A 24,852-nucleotide genomic window follows, 5' to 3' on the forward strand; every position below is an offset into this window, starting at 1 on the left:
CGCCGAGATCGATCGGCGTCCGCCATTTGACATCAAATCATTCGAAAACAGGAACATTCCATGGGTAGGTTGGATGGCAAGGTTGCGGTGATTACGGGCGCGACGAGCGGGATCGGCCTGCGTACCGCGGAAGTCTTCGTTGCCGAAGGTGCCAAAATTGTGATCGCGGGGCGGCGCATACCGGAAGGCGAGGCGCTGGCGAAGCAGCTCGGGGTCAATTGCATCTTTCGCCAGACCGACGTGACGGTCGAAGCGCAGATGCAGGCGCTGATCGCGCTCGCGGTGGAGAGGTTCGGCCGGATCGACTGCCTGTTCAACAATGCCGGCGGCCCGGCGCAGACCGGGGGCATCGAAGGTCTCGATGTCGAGCGGTTCGACGCGGCGATGGCGACCCTGGTGCGCAGCGTCATGCTCGGCATGAAGCATGCCGCGCCCGTCATGAAGAAGCAGGGTTCTGGCAGCATCATCAACAATGGCAGCATCGCAGGCCGTCTCGCCGGCTTTTCCTCCTCGGTCGTCTATGGCGCGGCCAAGGCGGCGGTGATCCATCTCACCAAATGCGTGGCGATGGAGCTCGGCGAGTCCAATGTGCGGGTCAACTCGATCTCGCCCGGTGCGATCGCGACCGGCATTTTCGGCAAGGCGCTCGGGCTCGCGACCGATGCGGCGGAGGCGACGCCTGCCGTGATGCGCGAAGTCTTCAAGACCGCGCAGCCGATCCCGCGCGCGGGCCTCCCCGATGACATCGCGCAGGCCGCGGTGTTTCTGGCGAGCGACGAATCCAGCTTCGTCAACGGACACGATCTCGTCGTCGACGGTGCCGTCACCGGCGGCCGCAACTGGAGCCAGCAGCAGCAGGGCTACGTCGCCATGCGCAAGGCGTTCGATCAGGGGGCGTAGTAGCGGCAGGCGACGGTGCCGTAGGGTGGGCAAAGGTGCGCTCTTCGTGCCGTGCCCACCGATTCTTTCCATCGCGGCAAATCGTGGGCACGGCGCTACGCGCCTTTGCCCACCCTACGAGACCTGCGCTCGCGGCAGGTCTCGTGCCCCGGACGCAGCGCAGCGCTTCTTCAGCGGTGCGCTGCAGAGCCGGGGCCCATCTCTCGGAGCGGACGGTGTCGCAAGATACTGGGTCCCGGCTCTGCGCAGCAGCGCTACGCGCAGCAGCGCGTCCGGGACACGAGAGCGGCGCCTACACCGCCTTCACCCGCACCCGCAAGCCATCCCGCGGCTTCGGGATCGGCCACATCTGCCAGTCCGGCTTGTAGCCCGGCTCCAGCGACACCTCGATGTTCTGCAAGAAGTGCCTCGCGAAGCATTTTGCCTGCATGTAGGCGAAGTGCAGGCCCAGGCACATATGGGCGCCGCCGCCGAACGGCACCCAGGCGAAGCGATGCCGGTTGCGCTGGGCTTCCTCGGTGAAGCGCAAGGGATCGAAGCGATCCGGCTCCGGCCAGATGTCCTTCATGTGGTGGGTGTAGAGCGGATTGACGCCGACGGCGGTACCGGCCGGAATCGTAAAACCCTTGAAGGTGAAATCGCGCATCGCACGGCGCGGCATCGACGGGACCGGCGGCTTGATCCGCAGGGCCTCCTTGAACGCCATCTCCGACAGCGGCATTTTTTCGAGGTCGTCGAAGCTGCTCGGCGAACCCGGTGCGAGCCCCAGCGCAAGAACCTCCGCGCGCAATCTATCCTGCCAGTCCGGATTGGCGGCGAGCTCGCCGATGAAGGAGGTCAGCGACGAGGTCAGCGTGTCGTGCGCCGCCATCATCAAGAAGCTCATATGGTCGATGATGTCCTGCTCGGAGAGCAGGGCGCCATCCTCGTGGGTGGCGCGGCAGAGCTGCGAGAACAGATCGTCGCCGCCGTGATTGCCGCGTCGCAGCGGGATCTGCTCGCGGAAATAGGCGACGATGCGTTTGCGTCCCTTCACGCCGGCCGCCATCTGTGTGCCCGGCAGCGGCCGGCGGATCGGGGCGACCGCGGCCGCGACCATGTCGACGAACGCGCGGTTGATCTCGTCGACCTCCGGCCCGATATCGGCGCCGAGGAACGACGCCGCCGCGAGGTCGAGCGTGAGCTGCTTCATCGCCGGATAGAGCTTCATCTCGCCAGGCTTCGCCTTCCACTGCGCGACGCGCGCGGCGATGCCGTGGTCGAGATCGCTCAGGTACGACTTCATCGGCCCCGACTTGAACGCGACCGACAGCGCCTTGCGATGCAGCCGGTGCTCGTCGAAATCGAGCAGCATCAGGCCGCGCGGAAACAACAGGCCGAGCACCTTGTTCCAGCCATGCGTCGAGGAGAACAGCTTTTGCTGGTCGAACAGCACGAGCTCGTTGGCTTCGGGGCCGAGCAGCACGACATTGGTCTCGCCGAAAATATGGGTGCGGTAGACCGGGCCGTATTTGGCGCCGTTCGCCTCGATATGTCCCTTGGGATCGGCGAGCACCTGAAAGGTCTTGCCGATAATCGGCCAGCCCTCGTCGCCGGGGATGTGCGTCAGCTCGTTGCGCCTGGGTGCGGTGAACGGAAGCGCAGGGGCGACATTCTGCATCGACATGACGATTGCTCCGGTTGACCGACCGAACAGGCGCGCGAACACAGATGACTACGACCCGCGCCAGCTGACCGGGGTCAGCATAGCACAGGCCGGTATGTCTTTCTTGTGAACGTCGTTACAAGCGTAGTTCCGACGGGCCTACCGCTTCGCCGCTTCCTTCTGCAAATCCGGGGCGTTGACGGCGGGAATGGCGACGCGGCCGGCGCCGGTCACCTTCAAGGCCTCTGCAGCCTTTTCGTTCTCCATGATCTTCGCCATCACGGCCTGCCCGGCGCGTTCGAAGATCGCGCGGTTCTCGATCACGAACTTTTGCGACTTGCGCAGTCCGTCGATATAGCCGTTGATCTCCGGCACGACGTAGCGCGCCACCAGGTCCCAGCTTCGGCGGGTATTCTCGGGGTTGGCCCAATCGTGCACGAAGCCGATCACGGCGCCGACGCCGCCCGACACCTGCATCACGTTCTTGATCATCTTGACGAGGTCGTCGGGCGTGCCGATGACGGAGGCCGCACCCTCGACGAAAGCGGTCTTGTCCACGGCCTCGTCGGGTGAGGCGAACGCGGTCAGGCCCGGCCGCTGCAGCGTGCCGACATTATATTCGTTGTGCCAGCGCATCAGGCCGGCGCCGGCTTCGCGGCGGGCCTGCTCGCGGGTCTCGGCGAGGTGCCAGGTCAGCAGCACGCGCCAGTTCGCCCGATCCACCTTGGTGCCGTGCTTCTTGGCGGCGTCCTCGGCGAACTGCCATTGCTGTTGCAGCGACATCAGGCCCTGCGTCGTCATCGAGCCCAGCGAGATGATGCCGATGCCGTACTTGCCGGCGAGCGTCATGCCAGAGGGCGAGATTTGCGAGGCCACCACGAACGGCATCTCCTCCTGCAAGGGCAGGATCTGGAGTGCGGCGTCATTCATGGTGAACCAGTCGCTCCTGGCGGTGACGCGCTCGCCGTTGAACAGGCGGCGGATCACGCCGATCGCCTCGTCCTGGCGGTCGCGCTGCGTCATCGGGTCGATGCCGAGCGTGTGCGCGTCCGACGCCAGTGCGCCGGGGCCGGAGCCGAAAATGGCGCGGCCGCCGGTCATGTGGTCGAGCTGCACCATGCGCTGGGCGACGTTGAAGGGATGATGATAGGGCAGCGACACCACGCCGGTGCCGAGCTTGATCCGCTTGGTGCGCTCGCCGGCCGCGGCCAGAAACATCTCGGGCGAGGCGATCATCTCCCAGCCGGAGGAATGGTGCTCGCCGCACCAGAACTCGTCATAGCCGAGCGCGTCGAGCTGCTCGACCAGGTCGAGATCGCGCCGGAACTGGAGCATCGGATGCTCCCCGATCGGGTGATGCGGGGCAAGGAAGGCTCCGAACTTCAGGCGCGCCATGGCGTTCTCTCCGGCTGAATTTTCTGTTTGTTGAGGCGATGAGGCTACGTGCTGGGGGCACTTAACGCAATCGCGCGGTGTCCCGCGCGGCGGAATGCAGGCATGCGTTGAGACGCTGCAACGACCTGCCTGGCCTGCATGGTTCGAGACGCCCGCTTCGCGGGCTCCTCACCATGAGGGTCTGAGGTTGCGCCGCGAAACGAGACCTCATCCTGAGGAGACCGCCGAAGGCGGGCGTCTCGAAGGATGGCTGCGAAGAGACTGTTCGATAAGCTTGCGGCTACCGCGTCATCCTGTTCCACGCATCCAGCCCGGCGATCTTGTACGCCTCTGCCAGCGTCGGATAGTTGAACGTGTTCTGGATGAAATAGTCGATGGTGCCTTTGAGGTTCAGCACGGCCTGGCCGATATGGATCAGCTCGGTGGCGCCTTCGCCGAGGATGTGCACGCCGAGCAGCCGGCGCGTCTTGGTCGAGAAGATCATCTTCATCATGCCGCTGTTCAGCCCCATGATGTGGCCGCGGGAGGTCTCGCGGAAGCGTGCGATGCCGACCTCGTAGGGAATGCCGCGTGTGCGCACCTCTTCTTCGGTGAGCCCTGTGGTCGATATCTCCGGCACCGAATAGATGCCGTAAGGGAAGTACTCCGGCGGCGCGAGCGGCTCCATGCCGAGTGCATGGCAGGCGGCGACGCGTCCCTGCTCCATCGAGGTGGAAGCAAGGCTCGGAAAGCCGATCACGTCACCGGCGGCGTAGATGTGCGGCACGCTGGTCTGCAAGGTCACGGGATCGACCGAGATGCGGCCGCGATGGTCGACGACGATGCCGGCCGCCTCCAAGTTGAGCCGGTCGGTCGCGCCGACGCGCCCCGCCGCGAACAGCAACATTTCCGTGGTGACGTGCCGCCCGTCCGACAAATGCGTGACGATGCCACCCTGCGCAGTCTTCTCGATCGAGTTGACCTTGGCGCCGAGCCGCAGCGCGACGTTGCGGTCGCGCAGCTCGTGCACGAACTCGTCGATCAATTCCTTGTCGATGAAATCGAGGAAGGTCGGCCGCGGTTCGATCAGGGTCACCGGCACGTCGAGCGCGCTGAAGATGGTGGCGTATTCGACGCCGATCACGCCGGCGCCGATCACAGCCAGGCTGCGCGGCAGCTTTGGCAGCTCGATGATCTCGTCGCTGTCGAGCACGGTGGTGCCGTCGAACGGCACGTAGTCCGGGCGGAACGGGCGCGTGCCGCAGGCGATCAGGATGAAGGCGGCCGACACCACCTTTACCTCGCCATTTGAGCTCGTGATCTCGACCTCGTGCGGTGAGACCAGCCGCGCCTCGCCATTGGCGGTGCGCACCAGGTTGCGGCTGAACTGATGCTCGAGTACCTCGACCTCATGGTCGAGCGTCTTCTGCAGCCGGATCATCAAATCGCTCGCCGCGATGTCCTGCTTCACCTTGTAGGAGCGGCCGTAAAAGCCGCGCTCGCGCCAGCCGGAGAGATTGAGCACGGTCTCGCGCAGGGTCTTTGAAGGAATTGTGCCGGTGTGGACGGAGACGCCGCCGACCCGCCGGCCCTTCTCCACCACCAGCACGGCCTTGCCGAGCTTGGCACATTGCACCGCGGCCCGGCGCCCCGACGGGCCCGAGCCGATCACCACCATGTCGTAGTCGTACATCCGGAAGACTTCCGAGCCCGCAAAACCAGCGGGAATTGCCATGCAGCAATCGGGCCAAAGCGGCAAGTCCTACCTCGGAGGTAATCGCGCCAATGACGCCGATCTGCGAGTTTTGCGCGCAAATAAATCGCCGAAGGCTCGCGCGAAAATGCATCAAACCGTCACAAAACAAGTCGATTCGTCGCGCCGCTGGGGCGTGCTGGCGATCGTCGTCGCCGCGCAGTTCATGTTCGGCGTCGATGCCTTCATCGTGAACGTCGCCATCCCGACCATCGCGGTCGATCTGCATGCGACGCCGGCGCAGATCGAATCCGTCATCGCGATCTATCTGATCGCCTATGCGACACTGGTCGTCACCGGCGGTCGCCTCGGCGACATCCACGGCACGAAGAATGTCTTCCTGGCCGGCGTGCTCGGTTTCACGGTGACCTCGCTGTGGTGCGGGTTGGCGCAATCGGGCGCGGAGCTGATCATCGCACGGCTGGCGCAGGGCGCGACCGCGGCTCTGATGGTGCCGCAGGTGCTGGCGACGCTGCATCTGCTGTTCGCCGACGAGCAGCGCAGCCGCGCTTTCGCCATCTACGGCATCGTGCTCGGGCTTGCGGGCGCCGCGGGCTTCCTTCTCGGTGGTCTCCTGGTCACGATCGACCTCGCCGGTACCGGCTGGCGCTCGGTGTTCTTCGTCAACGTGCCGTGCGGCCTCGTCATTGCGGCCGCCGCCTGGCGCATCATGCCGTCGGTGCCGAGCCGGGCCGGCACGCGGCTCGACATCAAGGGGAGCATGGTGCTGTTCGCGGGGCTGTTGTGCCTGATCGGACCGCTGCTGTTCGGCCACGACGTCGGCTGGGCGCCGTGGCTATGGGCCGTGATGGCGAGCGGCGGCGCGATCCTTGTCGCGTTCCTGAAGCTCGAGCATGCGGTGGCGCGCGCCGGCGGCATGCCGCTGATCGATCTGACGCTGCTGTCCGACGCAGCCTTCCTGCGCGGGCTCGGCGCGGCGTTCTTTTTCTTCGTCGCCAATCTCTCGTTCTATCTCGTCATGACGCTGTTCATGCAGCGCGGCCTGAAGATCCCGCCGCTCGCAGCCGGCATGGCCTTCATTCCGCTCGCGCTGGCTTTCGTGGTCGCGTCGCGTCACAGCGGCGCGCGGGCGCGCCATCGCGGGACCAAGGTGTTGATCGAAGGCTGCATGTTGCAGATCGCGGGCCTCGCCGCACTCGCGCTGGTCACGGGCTATCTCGATGCGCCGACGCCGATCCTGCTCGCACTCGTCATGATCATCTTCGGCTACGGCCAGGGGATGGTGATGGCGCCGCTATCCGGTGCGGTGCTCTCGACGGTGAAGCCTGTCGCGGCAGGCTCGGCGTCCGGCATGTACGGCACGACGGCGCAGATCGGAAATGCGGCCGGAGTGGCCGCAATCGGCGCGGCGTTCTTCGCGGTTGAAGCGTTGCAATCGGCGCGCGCAGGCTCCTTCGTTTCGCTCGCCGCGTTTGCGGCGTTAATCACGATCTGCGCCGCATTTCTGGCGTGGATGCGCCGCGTCTCTGCACGAAGTTGAGGCATTGCGGTTAATTCATGCGGATTCCTGCGGATTTTTGCGTGATTTCGGGTGATAGACAGCACACGGGCTTTTTATTTTGCACCGCAGCAACTATTTGGTTTGGGTGAACGTTGAACGTCGCCTGCCAGGAGTTGCCGTGTCGCTTGCCAAAAATCTCGCTCTCTTGAGAAATCTGCCAAAGGTGGATGGTCTGCGCCTTGCCGAATTCGGCCGGAGCGCGGACGTATCCAGCCCGTTGGAAGAAGTCACGGGCTTCGGCGACAATCCCGGAAACCTGCGCATGTTCGCGTTCGTGCCGGCGCAACTCCAGAAGCCGCGCGCGCTCGTTGTCGTGCTGCATGGCTGCGGCCAGACCGCCGCCGCTTACGATCTCGGCGCGGGATGGTCGACGCTCGCGAAGCATTACGGCTTCGCGCTGGTGATGCCCGAGCAGCAACGCGTCAACAATGGCAACACCTGCTTCAACTGGTTCAATCCGGAAGACACTGCGCGGGACGGCGGCGAGGCGCGGTCGATCCGCGAGATGATCGCGCATATGGCCGAAGCGCACCGCATCGATCCCAAGCGCGTCTTCATCACCGGTCTCTCCGCCGGCGGCGGCATGACGTCGGTGATGCTCGCGACCTATCCGGAAGTTTTTGCGGCCGGTGCGGTGATCGCCGGGTTGCCCTATGGCATCGCCTCGAATCTGCGCGAGGCGCTCGACGGCATGTTTCATTCGCCGCAGCGGCCGGAGCGCGAGCTCGGCGACTTCGTGCGGCGCGCCTCGAACCATCGCGGGCCGTGGCCGAAGATGTCAGTGTGGCACGGCAGCGCCGACCGCACCGTCAATCCCGGCAACGCCAGCGAGATCGTCAAGCAGTGGCTCGATTTGCACGATCTGCCGGCCGTGCCGATGGCGGAGACCATTGTCGACGGCTATCCGCGCCAGGCCTGGTGGAACAAGGACGGCGAAACGCTGGTCGAGTCCTACGCCATCACCGACATGGCCCACGGCACGCCGCTCGGCCTCGCCGACAATGATCAGCGTTACGGCATCGAAGGCGCGTTCCTGATCGAGGCCGGTATCTCCTCGTCGTACCACATCGCAAAGTTCTTCGGCCTCACCGGCTGGATTCCGGACGCGGCCGGGAAGAAGGCCGGGCCGGGGACGTTGAAGCCGGCGCTTTCACCCGCGCCGCATCTCGCCCGCTCGATCCGCGCCGCAGTCGCCGAAGAGCCGGCCGAGCCGAAGCGCGAAGCGGCGCGCGGCTTCGATCTCGGCCAGATCATCACGCGCGCGCTGACCGCCGCGGGATTGATGAAGTAGCCCCACTGTCGTCCCGGGGCGCGACGTAGTCGCGAGCCCGGAATGACGGAGCTACGCCGTCTGATCGATCCATTCGATCGGCGCCACCGTCACCTCGCCGCCGGCGACCTTCCGCGTCATTTCCTGATAAGCCTTGAAGAAGTCGCGCGATTGCAGCGCTTTTTGCGCGGCCTCGTCGGTGACGCTGGCGAGGTGGAAGTAGCTGGCGTCGTCGCGGTTCTTCAGGACCCGATAGCCGATCCGCCCCTTCAACTCCGGATCGCCCTCGATCGCCTTGATGAAGCGGCCGATCTCCTGGTGCCAGGCTTCCGTCGTGCCGTTCCTGAATTCGTACCTGATCATGAAGTGCTTCATGTGACGCTCCCTGTTCGTCTGGTGCGCCATCATCTGCGCCTTGCAGGCGATCCTGCAAGTATGGACAAAATTGATAGTATGGACTTTTTCGACGTCGCTCCTATCCTTATCGCATAGCGTTTTCGAGCGAAGTGGATACCGGTTCGCGCAAAGAAAACGCGTCAAAACAAGAATCGCTGGCTGCGTATGGAGGAGGCGACATGGCAAGGGCAACCCCGGCGCGCACCTGTCCGGTTACGGCCTTTCAGAAGATGATCAGCGGCAAGTACAAGCTGCGCATCGTCTGGGACCTCAGGGATGGTCCGCGCCGCTATGGCGAGATCAGGAGCGGCCTGTTGCGGGGCATGGCCGGCAGCGCCGAGATCACCCCGCGCGTGCTCAGCCGCGAATTGAAGGCGTTGACGCAAAGCGGCCTGATCGACCGCAAGGATTTTGGCGAGGTGCCGCCGAAGGTCGAGTATCGCCTGACGCGCAAGGGCAAGAGCTTCGTGCCGGTCGTCGCCGCGATCCGCGACTGGGGCGAACGCAACCTCAGTGACACGGCGGCGTTGGCGGAGGCCGCCGAGTAGAGCATGATCCGGAAAAGTGTGAAGCGGTTTTCCGAAAAGATCATGCTCAAGTAAAAGGCTACATCTCGCCGGTAATGAACGGATTGGTCATCCGTTCCTGGCCGATGCTCGAGCCGGCGCCGTGGCCGCAGATGAAGCCGACGTCGTCGCCGAGCGGCAAGAGCTTGGTCTTGATCGAGTTGATCAGCGTGGCGTGACTGCCGCCGGGCAGGTCGGTGCGCCCGACCGAGCCCGCAAACAGCACGTCGCCGACATGGGCAAAACGCAAGTCCTTGTTGAAGAACACCACGCTGCCGGGCGAGTGGCCCGGGCAGTGCAGAATGTCGAACTGCAGGCCGCCGATCGACACGCTGTCGCCCTCGTCGAGCCAGCGGTCCGGCTCGAAATTGCGGCCGCCGGTCATGCCGAAGCGCGCGCCGCTCTCGACCACGTTGTCGAGCAGGAATTTATCCGCGAGATGCGGCCCCTCGATCGGCACCTTCAGCGCATCGCGCAATTCGGCCGCGCCGCCGACATGGTCGATATGGCCGTGGGTCAGCCAGATCTTCTCCACGGTGACGCCGGTCTGCTTGATCGCGTCCAGAATCTTCGGCACGTCCCCGCCGGGGTCGATCACCACGGCCTTCTTGCCGGGCTCGTCCCAGATGATGGTGCAGTTCTGCTCGAACAGCGTCACGGGGACGATGATCGCGCCGGCCTTGGCTTGTTGGGATTCCTGGGTGTCGTTTTGCTCGGTCATGGGCCTCACAATGCCGATTTTTGCCATGCCGCCAAGCAAAAGATTCGTGCCTCGCCCGGGAACAGCCGCACCCGCCGTCACACGGCCGTCCCAATTCGCTTGCTGGTTTGAACCGCGGCGTTCGTTCCGCGTTCACTCGCGCGAGACGCAGAATTTTGGGTGGTTTTCCGGCATGGCTCAGGGCGGCGACAATTGGTGGCGCGACGGCATCTTCTATCAGATCTACCCGCGCTCCTTTCAGGACACAGACGGTGACGGCGTCGGCGATCTCGCCGGCATTCTGCGCCGGCTGCCTTATGTGAAATCGCTCGGCGTCGACGCGATCTGGCTGTCGCCGATCTTTCCGTCGCCGATGGCCGATTTCGGCTACGACATCTCCGACTATACCGGCATCGATCCGCTGTTCGGCACGATGGCGGATTTCGATGCGCTGCTCGCGGCTGCGCATGACAACGGCCTGAAACTGATCCTCGACCTCGTGCCGAACCACACATCAAGCCAGCATCCCTGGTTCGTCGAGAGCCGGTCCTCGCGCGACAATCCCAAACGCGACTGGTACGTCTGGCGCGATCCGGCCGCCGATGGCGGTGTCCCGAACAACTGGCTGTCCGAATTCGGCGGCAGCGCGTGGGCTTTCGACGAGACGACAGGTCAATATTACTACCACGCCTTCCTTGCCGAGCAGCCGGATCTCAACTGGCGCAATCCGGATGTCCGCGCGGCGATCTACGACGCGATGCGGTTCTGGCTGGAGAAGGGCGTCGACGGCTTCCGCGTCGATGTGATCTGGCACCTGATCAAGGATGCCGAATTCCGCGACAACCCGCCGAACCCGCATTACGTCGAGGGCCGGCCGCCGAACGAGAGGATTCTGACGCAATACTCCACCGACCAGCCGGAGGTGCATGACGTCATCGCCGAGATGCGGCGCGTCACGGACGCGTATCGCGACCGCGTGCTGATCGGCGAAATCTATCTGCCGCTGCACCGGCTGATGGCCTATTACGGCAACGACCTCACTGGCGCGCAGATGCCGTTCAATTTCGCGCTGCTCTCGACGTTCTGGAGCGCGCGATCGATCGAGACAATCGTCGACGATTACGAGAAGGCGCTGCCGAAGGGCGCCTGGCCGAACTGGGTGCTCGGCAATCACGATCGTCCGCGCGTCGCGAGCCGCGTCGGGCCGGAGCAGGCGCGCGTTGCCGCGATGCTGCTGCTGACGCTGCGCGGCACGCCGACGCTCTATTACGGCGACGAGATCGGCATGCATCAGCTCGCGATCTCCCCTGAGGACGTGCGCGATCCCTTTGAGAAGAACGTGCCCGGCATCGGCGTCGGGCGCGACGGCTGCCGTACGCCGATGCAGTGGGACTCTTCGCAGACCGGCGGCTTCTCCGGCGTAAGGCCATGGCTGCCGCTGCCGGAGGACCACATCCACGACAACGTCGTCAATCTCGAAGCCGATTCGCGTTCGATCCTCAGTCTGTACAAGCGGCTGATCGCGTTGCGAAAGGCATCTCCGGCGCTGGTCGCAGGCGACTACCATCCGATCGCCGCGCAAGGCGATCTCCTGATCTATCGCCGCGAGGCCGAGGGCACCGCGATCATCGTCGTGCTCAATCTCGGGCCCGACCCGATCGCCGTGACCTCCAGCGCGATCCGTTTCGGCAGCGAGATCTTGCTGTCGACGTTTCTGGATCGCGAGGGTGAGAGGCTGGAAGGCGTGCTGGATCTGCGCGGCAATGAGGGCGTGGTGGTGATGCTGCCATACATCTAGCCGCTCGCGGGGACGACAGATGAGCGTGTGGTCGCCGTTCATCGGACAGTGTCCGCGCCTACCGGAATCGGCTAAGCTCCCCCCATGGACAGCTCCGCCCGCAACATCGCCCCGGTTCCGCCGCCCGACCGCCGCCAGTCCGAGACGGCGCTGGCGATCGCGCGCGGCACGGCGCGGCTGCTGCGCTCGCTCGGCTTTACCTGCATCAGCGAACTGCCGCTGCCGTCGGGCCGGCGCGCCGATCTGGTGGCGCTCAACGAGCGCGGCGAGATCTGGATCGTCGAGATCAAATCGTCGGTCGAGGATTTGCGCGCCGACCAGAAATGGCACGAATACCGCGCCCATTGCGACCGGCTGTTCTTCGCCTTCACGCAGGATCTGCCCTGCGAGATCTTCCCGCAAGACACCGGCCTGATCATTGCGGATGCCTATGGCGCGCATCTGCACTGCGAGGCGCCCGAGCACAAGATCGCCGCCGCCACGCGCAAGCAGATGACGGTGCGTTTCGCGATGGCGGCAGCGCTGCGGATCAACCGTCTGGTCGACCCGCAGGGCCACGCGGATTTTTGGGAATGAGTCCGTAGGGTGGATTAGCGTAGCGTAATCCACCAACTGCTGCCGCCGTGCCCGAAAAGGTGGATTACGCCTTCGGCTAATCCACCCTACAAGATTCGCGTTACCGCGGCGCGCGCTTGGCCAGAATCCGCTGCAACGTACGACGGTGCATATTCAGCCGCCGCGCCGTCTCCGAGACGTTGCGGTTGCACATCTCGTAGATGCGCTGGATGTGCTCCCAGCGGACGCGGTCGGCGGACATCGGGTTGGTCGGCAACTCGGATTTCTCCGAGCTGGTCGAGAGCAGCGCGGCGACGACGTCGTCGGCATCCGCGGGCTTCGACAGATAATCGATCGCACCCATCTTCACGGCGGTCACGGCGGTGGCGATGTTGCCATAGCCGGTCAGCACGATCGCGCGGGCTTCGGGGCGCTTCTTCTTCAGCGCGGAGACGACGTCGAGACCATTGCCGTCGCCGAGCCGCAGATCCACCACGGCGAATGCGGGCGCGGCCTTGCCGATCTGCGCGAGGCCATCCGAGACGGTGTCACACGACGTCACCGCAAAGCCACGGGTCTCCATCGCGCGCGACAACCGCTCCAGGAACGGCTTGTCGTCCTCCACGATGAGAAGCGAGCGGTCGGTCTGTTCGTTCAGTTCGGCGATGGCGTTCAAGGTGTTGTCCTCTCTCTGCACATCTACATATGGCGTCGCAATCAGGCGGTGCCAAGGCCGCAAATAGTCGATCGGCCCTGCTGTGCGACGCAAGGTCGCGGCCTATCCTATTGTTTCTTCGAGCGTCTCGATAGTCTCAAAACGCTCTCTCGGCCAATTGATGTGAACCACGGCACCGTGTTCCGGAAAGGTCCGGTTGGTAAACGAGACCTTGGCCCCGGTGCGTTCCAGCAAGGTGCGCGCGATGAACACGCCAAGCCCGAGCCCGCGCCGCTCGCCGCCGCCGTCATCCAGATTGCGCCGCCGCGACAAATAGGGCTCGCCGATCCGGTTAAGGATATCGGGCGGAATGCCCGGGCCGTCGTCGGAGATCACGAGCTCGATCGTGTCCTTGTTCCACCATGCATTCACCTCGACGGTGGTGCGGGCGAAATCGACCGCGTTCTCGACGATGTTGCCGACCCCGTAGAGGATCGCGGGGTTGCGCGAGCCGATCGGTTCGGCGAAGGCCGCCACCGCGATCCGCACCTTGATGTCGACGCCGAAATCGCGGTGCGGGGCCACCACCTCCTCGATCAGCTCCGACATTTTCATGCGGTCGAACGGCGCGCCTTCGGAGGAAAGCTGGGTGATCTTGCTCAAGATGTCGCGGCAGCGCTGGGTCTGCTCGCGCAGGGTTTTCAGGTCGGCGGCGAAACTTGGGTCCTTCACCGTCTTCTCCAGCTCGCGCGAGATCAGGAAGATGGTCGCGAGCGGGGTGCCGAGCTCGTGCGCGGCTGCGGCAGCCAGGCCGTCGAGCTGGGTCAGATGCTGCTCGCGTGTCAGCACTAGCTCGGTCGCAGCCAGCGCGTCGGCGAGCTTGCGCGCCTCCTCCGTCACCTGGAACGAGTAGAGACTGGTGACGCCGATCGCGAGCACGATCGAGAGCCAGATGCCGATGAGATAGATCGGCGGCAGCACCAGGGGATCATCGGAATCCCAGGGCAGCGGCAGATGGAAGAAGAACAGGACCGAAGCACAGGCCACCGCGAGCAGGCCGAGGCCGAAGGTGAGGCGGGCCGGCAGCGCCGTGGCCGAGATCAGCACGGGCGCGAGGAATAGGAACGAGAACGGGTTCTGCAGTCCGCCGGTGAAGAACAGCAGCCCCGCCAGCTCCACGATGTTCAGCGCGAGCAGTCCGGCCGCCTGCATCGGCTCCAGCCGTTGCAGCGGATTGGACACGGTCTGGAGCGCCAGGTTGAGCGCCGCCGACAGCGCGATGATGCTGACGCAGGGGACGATCTCGACGTTGAACTCCAGCCCCTGCGCCACGATGAAGATCGCCGCGAGCTGGCCGAGCACTGCCAGCCAGCGCAGCCGCAGGATCGTGTCCAGGCGGATATGCCGCTGTGCATGGCGGAAGTCGGTATCGGCGGTCTCAGTCATCTCGGCCAATGTGGCGGTGCCTTCTCGGTCACAAACGCGGGGCTCGCGGAACCACCCGGATTACAAGCCTTGCGCTATCCGCTGCAATAGCAGAAGAACGGCTAGCATGACCGGGAACGACAAAGCTTCAAGTCCGCCGACTGTCGCGGAGCGCGGCTCCTCTGCGGCCATTGCGGTCGATCACCTCGTCAAGGTCTACAAGCAGACCCGCGCCGTCGACGATATCTCCTTTTCGCTGCCGCGTGGCAGCATCACCGGGCTCCTGGGCGGCAACGGCGCCGGCAAGACCACGACCATCGCGATGATCATGGGCCTGGTGCTGCCGACCTCCGGCCGCGTGCAGGTGCTCGGGCATCGGATGCCGGAGGAGAGCGCGGCGGTGCTGGGGCGGATGAATTTCGAGAGCCCCTATGTCGACATGCCGATGCGCCTCACGGTGCGGCAGAACCTCACCGTGTTCGGCAAGCTCTATGCGGTGAAGAACGTCTCCGATCGCATCGCCAGGCTGGCCGACGAGCTTGATCTCACCGAATTCATCGACCGCGCCAACGGCAAGCTCTCCGCCGGGCAGAAGACCCGCGTCGCGCTGGCGAAGGCGCTGATCAACCAGCCCGCGCTGCTGCTGCTGGACGAGCCCACCGCCTCGCTCGACCCGGATACAGCCGACTGGGTGCGGGCGCATATGGAGCGCTATCGCAAGGAGAACAACGCGACCATCCTTCTGGCTTCGCACAACATGCTCGAGGTCGAGCGGCTCTGCGACCGCGTCATCATCATGAAGCGCGGCCGCATCGAGGACGACGACACGCCGGAGGCCATCATGGCGCGCTACAACCGCACCACGCTGGAGGAGGTGTTCCTGGACGTCGCGCGCGGGCGGGTGAACGGTGCGAAGGAGGCGGCGCGATGACCGAGCTCTCCCTCCACCGCGGCATTTCCATCCATCGCATCGGCGCGATGATCCTGCGCTACTGGTATCTGTTGATGTCGTCCTGGCCGCGGCTGCTCGAGCTGCTTTATTGGCCCGCGCTCCAGGTCATCACCTGGGGCTTTCTCCAGCTCTACATCGCCGAGAACGCCAATTTCTTCGCGCGCGCCGGCGGCACGCTGATCGGCGCCGTCATCCTCTGGGACATCCTGTTCCGCGGCCAGCTCGGCTTCTCGATCTCGTTCCTGGAGGAGATGTGGGCGCGCAACATCGGCAACCTCATGATGAGCCCCTTGAAGCCGATCGAGTTTCTGCTGTCGCTGATGATCATGAGCATGATCCGGCTCGCGATCGGCGTCATCCCGATGACGCTGCTCGCGCTGTTCCTGTTTCACTTCAACGTCTACGCCCTCGGTCTGCCGCTGATCGCATTCTTCTGCAATCTGATCTTCACCAGCTGGGCGGTCGGCATCTTCGTCTCGGGGCTGGTCTTACGAAACGGCCTTGGCGCCGAGAGCATCGTCTGGACCCTGATGTTCGCGATCATGCCGCTCGCCTGCGTCTACTATCCCGTCAGCGTGCTGCCGGCATGGCTGCAATACGTCGCCTGGTCGCTGCCGCCGACCTATGTGTTCGAGGGAATGCGGGCGCTTCTGATCGAACAGACCCTCCGGATCGATCTGATGTTGCGTGCGTTGGCCATCAATGCGGTGCTGCTGGTTGCATCTTTTGGGGCATTCCTTGCCCTTTTGCGGAGCGCCAAGAAGCACGGCTCGCTGCTCTCGAGCGGTGAATAATCTCACTTTCCCGTGGATTCAGGCTGATTTAGCCGTTCCGGCTCCGTAGATGTACGGAACCATGCATTGACGCAATATTACGCATTCGGCAGTATGTTGCGATGCGAAGAGGATTTTAACAATGCCTATTGGTGAGTTCGGCGGCGCGCCGCCCCTGGCGGCCGAAGGCAGTCCGGTCCTGACGACGCCGATGTACTGGATGTACGAGATGGGGCAGGCCTCTCTCAATCCGGCGCGTGCGGTCACCGATGCGACCAAGCTCTTGTTTCAGAATCCCCTCAATCCGTGGGCGCGCACCGAGGTCGGCAAGTCCGTCGCCGCGGCCTGTGAATTGTTCGAACGCACCACGCGCCGTTACGGCAAGCCGGAATGGGGCCTCAACGACACCGAGGTCAACGGCATCCGCGTTCCCGTCGAGGTCCGCTCGGTCTGGGAAAAGCCGTTCTGCAAGCTGCTCTACTTCGATCGCAAGTTCGCCCGTCCCTTGCGCAGCCCGCAGCCGCGCGTGCTGATCGTGGCGCCGATGTCGGGCCACTACGCGACGCTGCTGCGCGGCACGGTCGAGGCGTTCCTGCCGGCGCATGAGGTCTACATCACCGATTGGGCCGACGCTCGCATGGTGCCCCTGAGCGATGGCCGCTTCGATCTCGACGACTACATCGACTACGTCATCGAGATGCTGCACGTCCTTGGCGGCAACACCCATGTCATGGCGGTGTGCCAGCCCTCCGTTCCCGTCGTTGCCGCCGTCTCGATCATGGAAGCGCGGCGCGACCCCTTCGTGCCGACGTCGATGACGCTGATGGGCGGCCCGATCGACACCCGCCGCAATCCGACCGGGGTGAACAAGCTCGCCCAGGAGCGCGGCATCGATTGGTTCCGCAACACCGTCATCACCAAGGTGCCGTTCCCGCATCCGGGCATGATGCGCGACGTCTATCCGGGCTTCCTGCAGCTCAACGGGTTCATCAGCATGAACCTCGACCGGCACATGGACGCCCACAAGCGCCTGTTCGCCAATCTGGTGAAGGGCGACGGCGACCTCGTCGACAAGCATCGCGACTTCTACGACGAATATCTCGCGGTGATGGATCTCTCCGCCGAGTATTATCTGCAGACGGTCGACACCGTGTTCGTGAAGCACTCGCTGCCGAAGGGCGAGATGACCCATCGCGGAACACGCGTCGACCCCTCGAAGGTCACGCGCGTGGCGCTGATGACGGTCGAAGGCGAGAACGACGACATCTCCGGGCTCGGTCAGACCGAAGCAACACACACATTGTGCAGCTCGATCCCCGATCACCGCCGCGTTCATTACGTCCAGAAGGGCGTCGGGCATTACGGCGTGTTCAACGGCTCGCGCTTCAAGTCGGAAATCGTGCCGCGCATCCATGACTTCATGGTCTCGGCTGCGAATCCGAGCTCGTTGCAGGCTCTTGCGGCCGAATAAACACGTTTTTCGGCTTTCCCGCTGAAAATCGGCGCCCTGCCGGGGGCTCCGGCACGGGCTGGTTCCCTCCAGATTCGCGGTATTTAGGTAGCCTTATAGGAGTGAGTCCCACCTCAGCCCTTGGGGGTGCCGCATGCGTCCAGCGGGGGCGAAAAAACCGGGTTCCAACCCCAGTCTGTAGGGTCTCCCGGACGCTAGACCGCTGTATATTGGGCAAATGATTTGTTTTTGCGCCGAGCGCTTTCCCTGGCGGCGGTTATGGCAGAATCCGGGCGCCCTCCTGCCCCCCGGACTGACAGACATGGCCACTCGCGCACTCCTCTATCGACGGCCCCACGAGCCGAAGACCCTGGTCATCACCCATGGATCGCAGTTTTTTGCGATTCGATTGCGTCGGCACCGCCGCGCGCGCCGCTACACGCTCAGAATCCATCCGAGCGATCGCGAAGCCATCCTCACCATCCCGCCGCGCGGCACGCTGGCCGAAGCCAAGGACTTCGCACAACGTCACGGCGCGTGGATCGCTGCACGTCTCGGCCGTTTGCCGAAGGCTGCGCCGTTCCAACCCGGCACAGTGATACCGCTACGCGGCACGGCCCATCGTATCGTTCATCGTGCCGGCACGCGCGGCACGGTATGGACGGAAGTGCGCGACAGCGGTGAACGCATTCTCTGCGTCGCCGGCGGGGTCGAGCATGTCGACCGCCGCGTCAGCGACTTCCTCAAGCGCGAGGCGCGCCACGATCTCCAGCGCTCGGCGGAGGCCTATGCCGTCGAGCTCGGCGTCAGGGTCAAGCGCCTCTCGATCCGCGATCAGTCCAGCCGTTGGGGCTCCTGCACCTCGGCCGGCTCGCTGTCGTTCTCCTGGCGCCTGATCCTCGCGCCGCCCTACGTGCTCGACTACCTCGCCGCGCACGAGGTCGCCCATCTCGTCGAGATGAACCACTCGGCGCGGTTCTGGCGCGTCTGCGGAAAGGCCTGCCCGTCGATGGAGCGCGCCAAGAAGTGGCTCGACACGCACGGCAACGACCTGCACCGGTACGGCGTCGAGGATTAGGGCGCGCTGCAGATTAGGCCTCGCTGCTAGCCCAACACTCACTGTCGTCGCCCGGCTTGACCGGGCGACCCAGTATGCCAGAGGCGGTCATTGTTAAGCCGAGAAGCCGCAGCGTACTGGATTCCCCGCTTTCGCGGGGAATGACAGCGGAGAACGGGGCGACATCAGTGCGTCTCGTGCCACGCTTCCCGATTTTCCCGAACGACCGACCCATCGGACTATCCAGGCGAGCAGCTCTCGTCGCGCGACATCGCGGGCGTTGAACGCCGACGATGGCTGCTCGTTGTTCGGCGTTAGCCGGGATGATTTTGCTTGATGTGCTTTGACAAAATTCGTCGCCCGGATGCCGCGCGTCCTCAAACCATCTCTCAGGTCAGGCGCTGATATCTGCGCTTGTCCCCGGCTGCGCGCGCGAGGCGAGATAGGATGATTGCAGTTGCGCGGCGGCCTTCTGGCCCTCGGCCAGCATCGCCTGGAAGGCCGCGTCGAGTTGATCGCGACTATAGGGCGCAGAACTGCTTTGACGCGGTGTCCATTGCGATTGCGTGATCGCGGTGGACGCTTTTTCGACGGTGCCGCCAAGCAGCTTGGCGTAATTGTCGGCTCGCCATTGCGCCAGATCTGGTCCACTCAGACCGGGAGGATCCTCGAGCTTGCCGATCTTTGCGGCCGCCGCGTTGGTCATCGTCGAGGACCCGCCATTGTACAGTGTGGCCGCCACCTTGCCGTCAACCTTCACCTGGGCATAGGTGTTCTCAGGTGCATCGTCCGAGACGGCCGGTTGAGTCGCGTTCGCGCCGTGGGTCATCAGCCAATTCGTTGCCATCAGGCCGCGCAGGACCGGGTTATCCGCCACCGAGATCGGCTTGGCGCCTTGCAGCGGCTTGAGTTGCGACACGCTGATTCCGGGGCTGCTGGTCGCAGCGTCAGTTGCGGTCGACGCCTCCGGCTGGAGATCTGATGTCGTTGTCGCATTGGAACCGGACGTTGATGCAGGACGCAGATAGGGCAACGCCGCGCTGGATGGACCTGCAATCATGGAACGCTCCTTCCCACTAAACCCGAGTCTTCGGAACTCAACCTAAGAGAGCAATTCCTGGGCCGATGTCGGAGCCTTGAAGAGACTGGTGTTTTGGCGTTCAGGGATATTTCGGCATCGGTAAATCTTGCCGTCTTGGGCAGGACTTGCCTTGGGCAGGACTTGCCGAAGCCGTGGCGCGATGTCAGCCCGAGCAAATGCTGCTGGCCGCATCCATCACTGTCATCGCCCGCGGGCGCGGGTGATCCAGTACGCCGCGGCAGCTGTTTTGAATCTCGACGTCTCGGCGTACTGGATTCCCCGCTGGAGCCTGTCATCGGGCTCGCCGAAGGCGAGACCCATTGGCGGGGAATGACAATTGGGAGTAGGGCGACGTCAGCGCGCTTTGCGCGATCCCCGCCATGCTTCGCGACGATTGCGCGGCACGCTCGATTTGTCCCGCCGGATCAAACGTTTCCTACAATCCACCGCGCGGCGCGCCTGAAGTCACCGGTTACTGTGCATGGGGTTGTTTTCGCGTTTTTTGTTTTGAGGCCTTGGGGAGCTCAGCTCGAAGCTACCGATTTCCGCCGAACAGCCGGTCCATCAGCCAGCCGTCGAGGCCTGCTGCGGCTTCCGGCCGCACATTCGCGCGCGTCGGAGGCGGGCGATAGCCGCCACTGCTCGCCGGTGCCGGCCCGGGCGCTGTCGTTACCGTCGGCGGCGATACCTGCGATGCCGCCTGCGCGAGGTTCGACAGGCCCCAGCTCGCTTGCGAGTTCGGCAAGGCGGCCACCGGCACGCCCTCGTGCGCCGTGCGCATGAAGCGCGACCAGACTTCGACGGGCAGGCCGCCGCCGGTCGCCTTCTTGGTCGGCGAGTTGTCGTCATTGCCGAGCCAGACGCCGGTGACGAGGTTGGCGGTGTAGCCGATGAACCAGGCGTCGCGGTAATCCTGGCTGGTGCCGGTCTTGCCTGCTGCCGGCCAGCCGGGGATCTCCGCCTTCTTGGCGGTGCCTGATATCAGCGTCTCCCGCATCATCGTGTTCATCATGCCGACATAGCGCGGGTCGATCACCTGGTTGCGCTCTTCCGCTTGCCGCATGTAGAGCAGCTTGCCACTGAGCGTCCTGATCCGCGTGACGACATGCGGCGCCACGGCGAAGCCGCCATTGGCGAAGGGGGCATAGGCGCCGACCAGCTCGACGACCGAGACTTCGGAGGTGCCGAGCGCGATCGAGGCATTGGGCTCGAGCTTCGAGGAGATGCCGAGCCGGTGCGCGGTGCGCACCACGTTCTTCGGTCCGACCTCGAGACCGAGGCGGATGGCGACGGTGTTGAGCGACATCGCCAGCGCTTGCGTCAGCGTCACCGCGCCGAAATATTCGTGGGTGTAGTTCTCGGGTTTCCAGCCCTTGACCTCGATCGGGGCGTCCTGGCGCACCGTGTCCGGCGTCAGCCCCTGCTCGAGCGCGGTCAGGTACACGAACGGCTTGAACGAGGAGCCCGGCTGGCGCTTCGCCGTGACCGCGCGGTTGTACTGGCTGTCGGAATAGTTCCGTCCGCCGACCATGGCGCGTACCGCGCCGTCAGGCGTCATCGCCACCAGCGCGCCCTGGCTGACATTGAACTTGACGCTCTTGGCCGCGAGCTCGTCGATGATGGCGGCTTCCGCCACGCTCTGCAGCTTCGGATCGATCGTGGTCTCGACCTTGATGCTCTCGTCGATCTGGCCGACCAGATCGTCCAGCACCTCGCCGATCCAGTCGGCGACATAGTTGAGCGTGCCGGCTCCGGCCGGTTTTACGTTGTAGGAGGGGTGGCCGATCGAGGCCTGTGCCTGTGCTTCGGTGATGAATTTTGCATCCGCCATCGCCGCGAGCACGATTTGCGCGCGCGCTTCCGCGCCTTCCGGATTGCGGTTCGGTGCCAGCCGCGACGGCGATTTGACGAGGCCCGCCAGCATTGCGGCCTCAGCGACGGTGACGTCCTTCGCCGACTTGCCGAAATATTTCTGCGCCGCGGCCTCGACGCCATAGGCGCCCGAGCCGAAATAGACGCGGTTGAGATAGAGCTCCAGGATCTCGTTCTTGGAGTGCTTGCGCTCCAGCCAGATCGCGAGCTCTGCCTCCTGCAGCTTGCGCGCCATGGTCCGCTCCTGGGTCAGGAACAGGTTTTTCGCGAGCTGCTGCGTCAAGGTCGAGCCGCCCTGCGAGACGCCGCGATGGAGTACGTTGGTGACGAGGGCCCGCAGGATGCCAATCGGGTCGATGCCGAAATGCGAGTAGAAGCGGCGGTCCTCGATGGCGATGAAGGCCTTCGGCAGATAGGGCGGCAGGTCCTTCAGCGAGACGTTGGCGCCCGCCATCTCGCCGCGCTGCGCCAGCATGCTGCCGTCGATGCCGACGATCTGGATCGTCGGCGGCCGCTTGGGAATCTCCAGCGACTGGATCGGCGGCAGATGGGCGCCGACATAGATCACGACGCCGATCACGGCGATCATGCCCCACAGGCCGAGCACCGCACCCCAATAGACGAGGCGGCCGAGGCTGAAGCCTCCGCCCGATTTCGACCGGCGCTTGGCGCCGCTGCGGCCGGCTTGTGCCTTCCGCTCGCGCGGCGGCTCGTCGCCGGTATCCTCGCTCTTGCGCTTGGCGGATGATTTCGTTGATTTCTTCGGCTTGTCCTCGCCGCCGGGGACGCGGTCGGCCGCGGTCAGGCGCAGATCGGCGAGCGCAGCAGGCAAGCCGAACAACGGCTCCTTCCGCCCACCCTTTTTCTTTCCCCACGCCATACGCAAAACGCCCGGTCAGCCCGCCCCGCCGCACGCTACCGGTCGCTGTTTAAGGCCCGGTTACCCAGAGCTTAACGCGCGATTAGGAGGTGCGGCATTCGCCTGCCGCAGTTCCGCTCGCCGGGCTGCGGAGTTAGGATCGCCCGCATAAAACAAGAGGGAACCGGCATGGGCCATATCGATCCGAGCAAGGAGATTTTTGCGCAGTTCCGGGACAACGACCGCCCCGGCCCGATCCACATGCTCAATCTGGTGCGTTTGCGCGAAGAGGCGGCCTATCCCGACGGCCGCAAGGCGAGCGGCGCGGAAGCCTATGCGGCCTACGGCCGCGAGAGCGGCCCGGTGTTCGAGCGCCTCGGCGGCCGCATCGTCTGGCAGGGCAAATTCGAGCTGATGCTGATCGGCCCGCAAGAGGAGCGCTGGGACCATTGCTTCATCGCCGAATATCCAAGCGTTGCCGCCTTCGTCGAGATGATCCGCGATCCCGTCTATCGCGAAGCGGTGAAGCATCGGCAGGCCGCGGTGGAGGATTCACGGCTGATCCGGCACGCGGTGCTGCCGGTGGGGAAGAATTTTGGGGAGATACCTTCTTAATTCGTAGGGTGGGCAAAGCGCCGGGGTGCGCGAATGCGCATCCCGGAGTGTGCCCACCACCTTCGTCGCGATCGTAGAGAGATGGTGGGCACGACGCTTGCGCGTCTTTGCCCACCCTACGACATGCGCCTTCGCCGCCTAACCCGCCGGGCCGGCATCCTCCAGGATCGGGCCGAACAGTTCCCAGCGCTCGCCGTTGAACTTCATCATCTGAAGCTGCTTGTTGACGCGGTAGTCGGTCGGCGAGGTGTTGGCCTTGATGCCGGGCAGCGCGGTGTCACTGACGACGTCCTTCAGAGACGCGGCCTGCTTCATGACGTTCTCGCGCGTCAGGTCGTCGCCGCACTGCTTCAGCACATGGACCAGCAGCTGCGCCGTGCTGTAGCCGTAGGTGTTGAAGTTCGAGTCCTTGTCGCCATCCGGATAGTACTTCGCCATGAAGTCGAAATACCTCTTCAGGCCGGCATCGTCCTTCCAGGTCGGATCGAGCGGTTCCTTGCCGTAGTTGACGCTGATCAAGCCCTTGGCGGCATCGAGGCCGGCCGGCTTCAGCACCGCGCCGACCGAGGTGGCGTTGATGTCGACGATCTGCACCGGATGCCAGCCCATCTCGGCGATCTTCTTGATCGCTTGTGCGGCCTGCTTCGGCGTGGTGGCGCTGAAGAACAGATCGGCGCCGGCGTCCTTGATCTTGAGGACCTGCGAATCGACGGTCGGATCGGAGACTTCATAGGAGGCTTCGGTCACGATCATCTTGGCGGCCTTGTCGCCGAGGCCGGCCTTGATGCCGTTCAGATAGTCCTTGCCGAGGTCGTCGTTCTGATAGAGCACGCCGATCTTGGCGTTGGGATGCTCCTTCAGAATGTACTGGCCGTAGATGCGGCCTTCGACGAAGTAGTTGGGATTGAAGCCCATGGTCCACGGGAAGTTCTTCGGATCGGTGAACCGCGAGGCGCCGGTGGCCGCGAACAACTGCGGCACCTTCTTGGAATTGAGATATTTCTGGACGGCCGCGTTCACCGGCGTGCCGATGATCTGGAAGGTCAGCAGCACCTCGTCGCTCTCGACGAGCTTGCGGATCTGCTCCACGGCCTTCGGCGGCGAATAGGCGTCGTCATACTGGATCAGATTGATCTTGCGACCATTGATGCCGCCCTGGTCGTTGATCATCTTGAAATAGGCGGCCTGGGTCTTGCCGATCGACGAATAGGCCGACGCAGGTCCCGAGAACGGCATGGTCTGTCCGACCTTGATCTCGGTGTCGCTGGCGCCCGGATCATATTTTTTCTGGGCACTGGCCGCGGTGACCGACAGCGCCAGGGTCAGCGCCGTTGCCGTGGCCAGATGCAGCATTCCATTCCTCATTCGCAATTTCCTCAGCTTGTTATTGCCGATGATCTGCCCGAGTGCTCTTGCGCACAGGACGTCACCGCTGAGGGCGATTGTGGATGAGGCGTTGCTGCAACGCAAGGTGGGTGGAGACGCGCAGTTCGTAGGGTGGGTCAGCCTTGCGGCTGCGCGAAGCGCAGTCCGCCAGGCGTAACCCACCACTTCTGTTGCCGCGGGTGTCGAAGAGGTGGATTACGCCGAGCAGATGCGCTTTGCGCATCTGCAGGGCTAATCCACCCTACGCA

21 protein-coding genes are annotated in these 24,852 nt (G+C 64.3%); 11 read left to right on the forward strand and 10 right to left on the reverse strand.

The window, feature by feature from the left end:
• The first annotated feature begins 60 nt into the window (after window positions 1–60).
• Window positions 61–900, forward strand: a complete 840-nt coding sequence (locus tag ABIB95_RS12825; protein WP_354239771.1) for an SDR family NAD(P)-dependent oxidoreductase — start codon at window positions 61–63, stop codon at window positions 898–900.
• Between the two features lie 292 nt (window positions 901–1,192).
• On the opposite strand, the gene ABIB95_RS12830 is transcribed toward ABIB95_RS12825, so the two are convergent.
• From ABIB95_RS12830 to sthA, 3 genes are all read right to left on the reverse strand, one after another.
• Window positions 1,193–2,566 (reverse strand): cytochrome P450, encoded by a 1,374-nt coding sequence (locus tag ABIB95_RS12830; RefSeq protein ID WP_071908995.1) that lies wholly within the window; start codon window positions 2,564–2,566, stop codon window positions 1,193–1,195.
• Between the two features lie 138 nt (window positions 2,567–2,704).
• Complete coding sequence (locus ABIB95_RS12835; RefSeq protein WP_247313092.1) at window positions 2,705–3,940, reverse strand: LLM class flavin-dependent oxidoreductase; 1,236 nt, start codon at window positions 3,938–3,940, stop codon at window positions 2,705–2,707.
• A 280-nt stretch (window positions 3,941–4,220) separates the two neighbouring features.
• Window positions 4,221–5,612 (reverse strand): Si-specific NAD(P)(+) transhydrogenase, encoded by a 1,392-nt coding sequence (gene sthA, locus ABIB95_RS12840; RefSeq protein WP_354240253.1) that lies wholly within the window; start codon window positions 5,610–5,612, stop codon window positions 4,221–4,223.
• A gap of 148 nt (window positions 5,613–5,760) precedes the next feature.
• Here sthA and ABIB95_RS12845 point away from each other — a divergent pair, with 148 nt between their 5' ends.
• Window positions 5,761–7,173, forward strand: a complete 1,413-nt coding sequence (locus ABIB95_RS12845) for an MFS transporter (RefSeq protein WP_354239774.1) — start codon at window positions 5,761–5,763, stop codon at window positions 7,171–7,173.
• Window positions 7,174–7,312: 139 nt separating this feature from the next.
• The gene (locus tag ABIB95_RS12850; protein ID WP_354239776.1) at window positions 7,313–8,485 is read left to right on the forward strand and encodes an extracellular catalytic domain type 1 short-chain-length polyhydroxyalkanoate depolymerase; all 1,173 of its coding nucleotides are present in this window, start codon (window positions 7,313–7,315) and stop codon (window positions 8,483–8,485) included.
• Between the two features lie 51 nt (window positions 8,486–8,536).
• Here ABIB95_RS12850 and ABIB95_RS12855 read toward each other — a convergent pair whose 3' ends face one another.
• Window positions 8,537–8,839, reverse strand: coding sequence for a hypothetical protein (locus ABIB95_RS12855; RefSeq protein WP_223153830.1), 303 nt, complete (start codon window positions 8,837–8,839; stop codon window positions 8,537–8,539).
• A gap of 200 nt (window positions 8,840–9,039) precedes the next feature.
• Between ABIB95_RS12855 and ABIB95_RS12860 the strand changes: the two genes are divergently transcribed.
• Window positions 9,040–9,408: a winged helix-turn-helix transcriptional regulator gene (locus tag ABIB95_RS12860; RefSeq protein WP_354239778.1), complete on the forward strand. Its 369-nt coding sequence runs from the start codon at window positions 9,040–9,042 to the stop codon at window positions 9,406–9,408.
• A gap of 58 nt (window positions 9,409–9,466) precedes the next feature.
• Here ABIB95_RS12860 and ABIB95_RS12865 read toward each other — a convergent pair whose 3' ends face one another.
• Entirely contained in the window at window positions 9,467–10,147 is a 681-nt protein-coding gene (locus ABIB95_RS12865; protein WP_354239780.1) for an MBL fold metallo-hydrolase, read from the reverse strand.
• A 172-nt stretch (window positions 10,148–10,319) separates the two neighbouring features.
• On the opposite strand from ABIB95_RS12865, the gene ABIB95_RS12870 reads away from it, so the two are divergent.
• Window positions 10,320–11,924 (forward strand): alpha-amylase family glycosyl hydrolase, encoded by a 1,605-nt coding sequence (locus tag ABIB95_RS12870; protein ID WP_354239782.1) that lies wholly within the window; start codon window positions 10,320–10,322, stop codon window positions 11,922–11,924.
• 84 nt (window positions 11,925–12,008) lie between these two features.
• Window positions 12,009–12,500, forward strand: coding sequence for an MmcB family DNA repair protein (locus tag ABIB95_RS12875; RefSeq protein WP_354239784.1), 492 nt, complete (start codon window positions 12,009–12,011; stop codon window positions 12,498–12,500).
• 100 nt (window positions 12,501–12,600) lie between these two features.
• Here the strand turns inward: ABIB95_RS12875 and ABIB95_RS12880 are convergent, their stop codons facing one another.
• Both ABIB95_RS12880 and ABIB95_RS12885 read right to left on the reverse strand, forming a co-directional pair.
• Window positions 12,601–13,155: an ActR/PrrA/RegA family redox response regulator transcription factor gene (locus ABIB95_RS12880; RefSeq protein ID WP_014491094.1), complete on the reverse strand. Its 555-nt coding sequence runs from the start codon at window positions 13,153–13,155 to the stop codon at window positions 12,601–12,603.
• Window positions 13,156–13,257: 102 nt separating this feature from the next.
• Window positions 13,258–14,580, reverse strand: a complete 1,323-nt coding sequence (locus ABIB95_RS12885; RefSeq protein WP_028149359.1) for an ActS/PrrB/RegB family redox-sensitive histidine kinase — start codon at window positions 14,578–14,580, stop codon at window positions 13,258–13,260.
• 106 nt (window positions 14,581–14,686) lie between these two features.
• Between ABIB95_RS12885 and ABIB95_RS12890 the strand changes: the two genes are divergently transcribed.
• The 4 genes from ABIB95_RS12890 (at window position 14,687) to ABIB95_RS12905 (ending at window position 18,812) form a co-directional block, all read left to right on the forward strand.
• Window positions 14,687–15,490, forward strand: coding sequence for an ABC transporter ATP-binding protein (locus ABIB95_RS12890; RefSeq protein ID WP_247313076.1), 804 nt, complete (start codon window positions 14,687–14,689; stop codon window positions 15,488–15,490).
• Window positions 15,487–16,305, forward strand: a complete 819-nt coding sequence (locus tag ABIB95_RS12895; protein ID WP_063980053.1) for an ABC transporter permease — start codon at window positions 15,487–15,489, stop codon at window positions 16,303–16,305. The genes ABIB95_RS12890 and ABIB95_RS12895 overlap by 4 nt, the downstream gene beginning before the upstream one ends.
• Window positions 16,306–16,426: 121 nt before the next feature.
• Window positions 16,427–17,755: a polyhydroxyalkanoate depolymerase gene (locus tag ABIB95_RS12900; RefSeq protein WP_063980052.1), complete on the forward strand. Its 1,329-nt coding sequence runs from the start codon at window positions 16,427–16,429 to the stop codon at window positions 17,753–17,755.
• A gap of 217 nt (window positions 17,756–17,972) precedes the next feature.
• Window positions 17,973–18,812 carry a M48 family metallopeptidase gene (locus ABIB95_RS12905; protein ID WP_063980051.1) on the forward strand — a complete coding sequence of 280 codons (840 nt, stop codon included), beginning with the start codon at window positions 17,973–17,975 and terminating at the stop codon, window positions 18,810–18,812.
• Window positions 18,813–19,185: 373 nt separating this feature from the next.
• Here the strand turns inward: ABIB95_RS12905 and ABIB95_RS12910 are convergent, their stop codons facing one another.
• On the reverse strand, window positions 19,186–19,851 hold the full coding sequence (locus ABIB95_RS12910; RefSeq protein WP_354239787.1) for a hypothetical protein: 666 nt from the start codon (window positions 19,849–19,851) through the stop codon (window positions 19,186–19,188).
• 556 nt (window positions 19,852–20,407) lie between these two features.
• Complete coding sequence (locus tag ABIB95_RS12915) at window positions 20,408–22,624, reverse strand: transglycosylase domain-containing protein (RefSeq protein ID WP_354239789.1); 2,217 nt, start codon at window positions 22,622–22,624, stop codon at window positions 20,408–20,410.
• A 168-nt stretch (window positions 22,625–22,792) separates the two neighbouring features.
• Here ABIB95_RS12915 and ABIB95_RS12920 point away from each other — a divergent pair, with 168 nt between their 5' ends.
• Window positions 22,793–23,218 (forward strand): DUF1330 domain-containing protein, encoded by a 426-nt coding sequence (locus ABIB95_RS12920; RefSeq protein ID WP_038954579.1) that lies wholly within the window; start codon window positions 22,793–22,795, stop codon window positions 23,216–23,218.
• A 138-nt stretch (window positions 23,219–23,356) separates the two neighbouring features.
• On the opposite strand, the gene ABIB95_RS12925 is transcribed toward ABIB95_RS12920, so the two are convergent.
• Window positions 23,357–24,583, reverse strand: a complete 1,227-nt coding sequence (locus tag ABIB95_RS12925) for an ABC transporter substrate-binding protein (RefSeq protein ID WP_354239791.1) — start codon at window positions 24,581–24,583, stop codon at window positions 23,357–23,359.
• Window positions 24,584–24,852 lie beyond the last annotated feature (269 nt).

The organism is Bradyrhizobium sp. LA2.1, from assembly GCF_040547725.1.
Taxonomy (GTDB): domain Bacteria; phylum Pseudomonadota; class Alphaproteobacteria; order Rhizobiales; family Xanthobacteraceae; genus Bradyrhizobium; species Bradyrhizobium barranii.

Coding starts and splice junctions, on each gene's coding strand:
- ABIB95_RS12825 (WP_354239771.1), top strand. CDS start 61: ATGGGTAGGTTGGATGGCAAGGTTGCGGTGATTACGGGCGCGACGAGC.
- ABIB95_RS12830 (WP_071908995.1), bottom strand. CDS start 2,566: ATGTCGATGCAGAATGTCGCCCCTGCGCTTCCGTTCACCGCACCCAGG.
- ABIB95_RS12835 (WP_247313092.1), bottom strand. CDS start 3,940: ATGGCGCGCCTGAAGTTCGGAGCCTTCCTTGCCCCGCATCACCCGATC.
- sthA (WP_354240253.1), bottom strand. CDS start 5,612: ATGTACGACTACGACATGGTGGTGATCGGCTCGGGCCCGTCGGGGCGC.
- ABIB95_RS12845 (WP_354239774.1), top strand. CDS start 5,761: ATGCATCAAACCGTCACAAAACAAGTCGATTCGTCGCGCCGCTGGGGC.
- ABIB95_RS12855 (WP_223153830.1), bottom strand. CDS start 8,839: ATGAAGCACTTCATGATCAGGTACGAATTCAGGAACGGCACGACGGAA.
- ABIB95_RS12860 (WP_354239778.1), top strand. CDS start 9,040: ATGGCAAGGGCAACCCCGGCGCGCACCTGTCCGGTTACGGCCTTTCAG.
- ABIB95_RS12865 (WP_354239780.1), bottom strand. CDS start 10,147: ATGACCGAGCAAAACGACACCCAGGAATCCCAACAAGCCAAGGCCGGC.
- ABIB95_RS12870 (WP_354239782.1), top strand. CDS start 10,320: ATGGCTCAGGGCGGCGACAATTGGTGGCGCGACGGCATCTTCTATCAG.
- ABIB95_RS12875 (WP_354239784.1), top strand. CDS start 12,009: ATGGACAGCTCCGCCCGCAACATCGCCCCGGTTCCGCCGCCCGACCGC.
- ABIB95_RS12885 (WP_028149359.1), bottom strand. CDS start 14,580: ATGACTGAGACCGCCGATACCGACTTCCGCCATGCACAGCGGCATATC.
- ABIB95_RS12890 (WP_247313076.1), top strand. CDS start 14,687: ATGACCGGGAACGACAAAGCTTCAAGTCCGCCGACTGTCGCGGAGCGC.
- ABIB95_RS12895 (WP_063980053.1), top strand. CDS start 15,487: ATGACCGAGCTCTCCCTCCACCGCGGCATTTCCATCCATCGCATCGGC.
- ABIB95_RS12900 (WP_063980052.1), top strand. CDS start 16,427: ATGCCTATTGGTGAGTTCGGCGGCGCGCCGCCCCTGGCGGCCGAAGGC.
- ABIB95_RS12905 (WP_063980051.1), top strand. CDS start 17,973: ATGATTTGTTTTTGCGCCGAGCGCTTTCCCTGGCGGCGGTTATGGCAG.
- ABIB95_RS12910 (WP_354239787.1), bottom strand. CDS start 19,851: ATGATTGCAGGTCCATCCAGCGCGGCGTTGCCCTATCTGCGTCCTGCA.
- ABIB95_RS12915 (WP_354239789.1), bottom strand. CDS start 22,624: ATGGCGTGGGGAAAGAAAAAGGGTGGGCGGAAGGAGCCGTTGTTCGGC.
- ABIB95_RS12920 (WP_038954579.1), top strand. CDS start 22,793: ATGGGCCATATCGATCCGAGCAAGGAGATTTTTGCGCAGTTCCGGGAC.
- ABIB95_RS12925 (WP_354239791.1), bottom strand. CDS start 24,583: ATGAGGAATGGAATGCTGCATCTGGCCACGGCAACGGCGCTGACCCTG.